Genomic DNA, 3,265 nt, shown 5'->3' on the forward strand with positions numbered 1-3,265 from the left:
GATCCCTGCCGACCATACAGGATGTTCTTTAAATTCTGACCCTGTCCAAATGATGAGATCAATACTTAGCGGATCAATATCTTTAAGAACTTTCTTGGCGGCATTAACGGCCATCTGTCCTGGATGTGTATCCTTGTCTGCACGACACTTTCTAATAATCCCCATTTTCTTTTCAACGACATCTTGAGGAATTCCTGACTCACGTGAAATATGAGCAGAATCTTCATAACCTTTAGGTAGCCAAACTGCGGCCTTCTTTAAACTAATTGTCATAATTGTGATCCTAGGTATTGTGAAACTGCATCGGCAGTTTCTCTTGGTTTTTCTAAGAAGAAGTGATGATCAGATTCTTCAATAAATTGAACTTTTGCATTTGGAATTTTCTCAGCAAAAATTAGCGACGACTTAGGATTAACGAAGCGATCCTCATCGCCACTGATGACAAGGGTTGGACAAGAAATTTTCTCAAGCTCCATTGTCTCATTTAAAAACTTATCAACAGCTCTTTGCTGAAGTAAAACTTGATCTAGTTTAGGCATATGAGAAGCGCGTAGATCAATTATTCTCTCTAATAACTCCGGCTTTTCGCGCTGAGTTTTTGGATGGACAGTCGCTTTTGAAACTAATTCATTATAGACCTTGGCACCTAAGCTAAAAGAGCGACGAATTGTTTGCTCATCAAGCTTATTTAACTTCGGAAAGTCTTCACCTCCAGAAGTTGTACAGGCCAAAACAAGAGAGCTTACCCTCTCAGGGAAATTAAGGGCAATTTTTTGAGCGATAAAGCCACCCATTGATATTCCCATTACAGCGAACTTTTGATGCCCAAGTGAATCCATAATTTCTACGGCATCCTGCGCAAGATCATCAATTTGATAATCATGAACAACAGGAGAGGACTTTCCCATTCCCCTGTTGTCCACAAGTACTAACTGAAAATCCGCTGCGAGGAGCTCACGGATGAAATCGAAGTTATAATTTGAACAGCCAAAGCCTGAAATACATAGCAGAGGAGTACCTTCTCCTTGAATCTGGTAGTGTATTTCACAATTCTTCTTCACTAAAACTTCGGATTTTTGCATACTTAGCCTATATTTAAACTATATTTTATTTAACAAAGGGAAAACAGCTTCTCTCGTGCATCACAACATGTCAAGATTTTTGTACGTACGTACAATTTTATCAATACATGTGTTAAACTATAATTTTGTGTTGTGGCAAAAGATGTGATAGGTTCATTTTCTATGCAAAGCAATATAGACCCAATACTCTACGATCTCTTTGACTATCGCCCAAGAAAGGGTGATCTCAAAAAAGTCGAAATTATTAAGGCGGCCATCGAATGTTTGGCAACTGTAGGTATTGAGAAAACCTCTTATGAGGCCATTGCGAAAATGATCGGTACCAGAAGGGCCCATGTCGCCTATCACTTCTCAGACAAGCACGATATTTATAAATCGGCCATTAAGTTCATCCTTGCGACTTATCAGCAGGAACTTATTAATAAGCTTGAAGAGGCAAATAACAGTGATGAAATGGTCGAGAAGTATGTTCAGGCAGGTTTTAGTTGGGCCAAAGATAATGCTCATCAAGTCTCTGTGCTTCTTCTTCTTAGTTATTTCTGTAGTGTCGATGATGACTATTTAGAATTAAACCATTTGGTTAAGCTTAAGGGACAAGAGAGACTTTACTATATTCTCATGGAACAAAAGGATCGCCATTTTGATCCTACAGAAGCAAAGGGCCTCAGTATTATTATCCAAAACCTGACATCCTCTGCGATTCAGGATTGTTATACAACAAAGAATTTAACACTCGAACAAGCGCAACATAATGTCTTAGAGCTTATTAAAAGCCTACTAGAGACAAGAAAAATTAGGGACGAAAGCTAATGAAACAATTTATCTTAACTCTTTCAATTTTATCAGCACTTCAGACTTTTGCGGGGACATGGACTGAAGGCCGCTACATGAGCATGTGGGGAATCAGAGACTATAAGGTCTATCTTCCTCATAATTACGGGACAACCTCATCAAATCATAAACTACCAGTTATTGTTGCCCTCCATGGTTGTATGCAAAACCCAGAAGTCTTTGCAGGAGGAACACGCTTAAACGAATGGGCCGATAAACTTGGATTTGCAGTTCTCTACCCTCAACAAACAAATCTCTACAATATATACAATTGCTGGAATTGGTTCTTTCCAGTGAATCAATCAAAGCATATGGGAGAGGCCGAAATTATAATGGGTTCTCTAAAGAAAGTTGTGAAGCAGTTTAACTTCGATAACAAGAAAGTCTTTCTTCTTGGAATGAGTGCAGGTGGCGCGATGAGTACAGTTCTCGCCAATTGCTATCCAGAAAAATTCCAGGCCATTGGAACTCATCACGCTACAATGTATAAGGCAGCAGAAGATGCATTCACTGCTGAAGATGTCGTTTACAACGGTTCAAAGCTTTCACCACATATTGCAGCGGCCAAGGGTTATGCTTGTTCAGGGATGATTCCTCGAAAGAAGAAACTTCCAGCTGTCATCATTCATGGTTCAAGAGGTGCCGTTATGAAGGCCGTCCACGCGACCCAAGTAGAGACTCAACTCAGAGTTTTCAACGATCTCTTAGACAATGGACTTGCAGATGGTTCACTAAAAGAAGAATCAACCACTCAGAGATTCACTCCTGATGATAAATATGCTTATGATCTTATAACTTGGAAATCAAAGGGTAAAATATATATTAAGAGATATATGATTGAGACCCTAGGCCACGCTTGGAGTGGTGGTGATAACTCTTATGAGTTCAATGATCAAAATGGTCCAGATGCCACAAGATTTATTCTAGACTTCTTTAAAGAAAATGGTCTCTAAGAGACCATTTTCTAATTCATAATTTCTTCAATTAATTTTTTTACAATTCGAACTTGAGGACCTTTCTTTTGGTGATAGTGCTTGCCTGAATATCCCCACCAGTCCCAACATCCATAAGGGTTTATGGCCCCAAATTCAGCTTTTTTGGCCTGAGGAAAGAGAATTACCAATCCTAACTTATCCGCAGCTTCCATTATTCCAGTCTTGGTCACAAAGAGCTCATCAATATGATCAACAGTTTGAGAACAACCGTGAAAGGCCACATGTAATGAGCAGCTCTCTCCTCTATCACAAGAAGTAGGAATATAGAGATAGGCCTCATTTTGCATAAGTTCTAACTTGGTGATTGAGAAGTATTTTGACTGGTCAACTTTTAAGAGCCTTCCCTTCTTTGATGAG

The 3,265-nt window shown here is 39.3% G+C and carries 4 protein-coding genes and 1 pseudogene; 2 read left to right on the forward strand and 3 right to left on the reverse strand.

The annotated features are described in order from the left end of the window. Positions 1 to 273: pseudogene (locus M901_RS04420) on the reverse strand (hypothetical protein); the annotation flags it as partial. Beyond that, on the reverse strand, positions 270 to 1,082 hold the full coding sequence (locus M901_RS04425) for an alpha/beta fold hydrolase (RefSeq protein WP_021276986.1): 813 nt from the start codon (positions 1,080 to 1,082) through the stop codon (positions 270 to 272). The gene M901_RS04425 and the pseudogene M901_RS04420, both read right to left, overlap by 4 nt. A 162-nt stretch (positions 1,083 to 1,244) precedes the next feature. Between M901_RS04425 and M901_RS04430 the strand changes: the two genes are divergently transcribed. Both M901_RS04430 and M901_RS04435 read left to right on the forward strand, forming a co-directional pair. Beyond that, a complete protein-coding gene (locus M901_RS04430; protein ID WP_021276984.1) occupies positions 1,245 to 1,892 on the forward strand; it encodes a TetR/AcrR family transcriptional regulator in 648 nt (215 codons plus the stop codon). Next, positions 1,892 to 2,866 (forward strand): PHB depolymerase family esterase, encoded by a 975-nt coding sequence (locus tag M901_RS04435; protein WP_021276987.1) that lies wholly within the window; start codon positions 1,892 to 1,894, stop codon positions 2,864 to 2,866. Before M901_RS04430 ends, M901_RS04435 begins: the two co-directional genes overlap by 1 nt. Before the next feature lie 11 nt (positions 2,867 to 2,877). Here the strand turns inward: M901_RS04435 and M901_RS04440 are convergent. Beyond that, positions 2,878 to 3,265 (reverse strand): PHB depolymerase family esterase (locus M901_RS04440; RefSeq protein WP_021276985.1); only part of this gene is annotated, 388 nt, incomplete at its 5' end.

The organism is Bacteriovorax sp. DB6_IX, from assembly GCF_000447775.1.
Classification (GTDB): domain Bacteria; phylum Bdellovibrionota; class Bacteriovoracia; order Bacteriovoracales; family Bacteriovoracaceae; genus Halobacteriovorax_A.

Coding starts and splice junctions, on each gene's coding strand:
- M901_RS04425 (WP_021276986.1), bottom strand. CDS start 1,082: ATGCAAAAATCCGAAGTTTTAGTGAAGAAGAATTGTGAAATACACTAC.
- M901_RS04430 (WP_021276984.1), top strand. CDS start 1,245: ATGCAAAGCAATATAGACCCAATACTCTACGATCTCTTTGACTATCGC.
- M901_RS04435 (WP_021276987.1), top strand. CDS start 1,892: ATGAAACAATTTATCTTAACTCTTTCAATTTTATCAGCACTTCAGACT.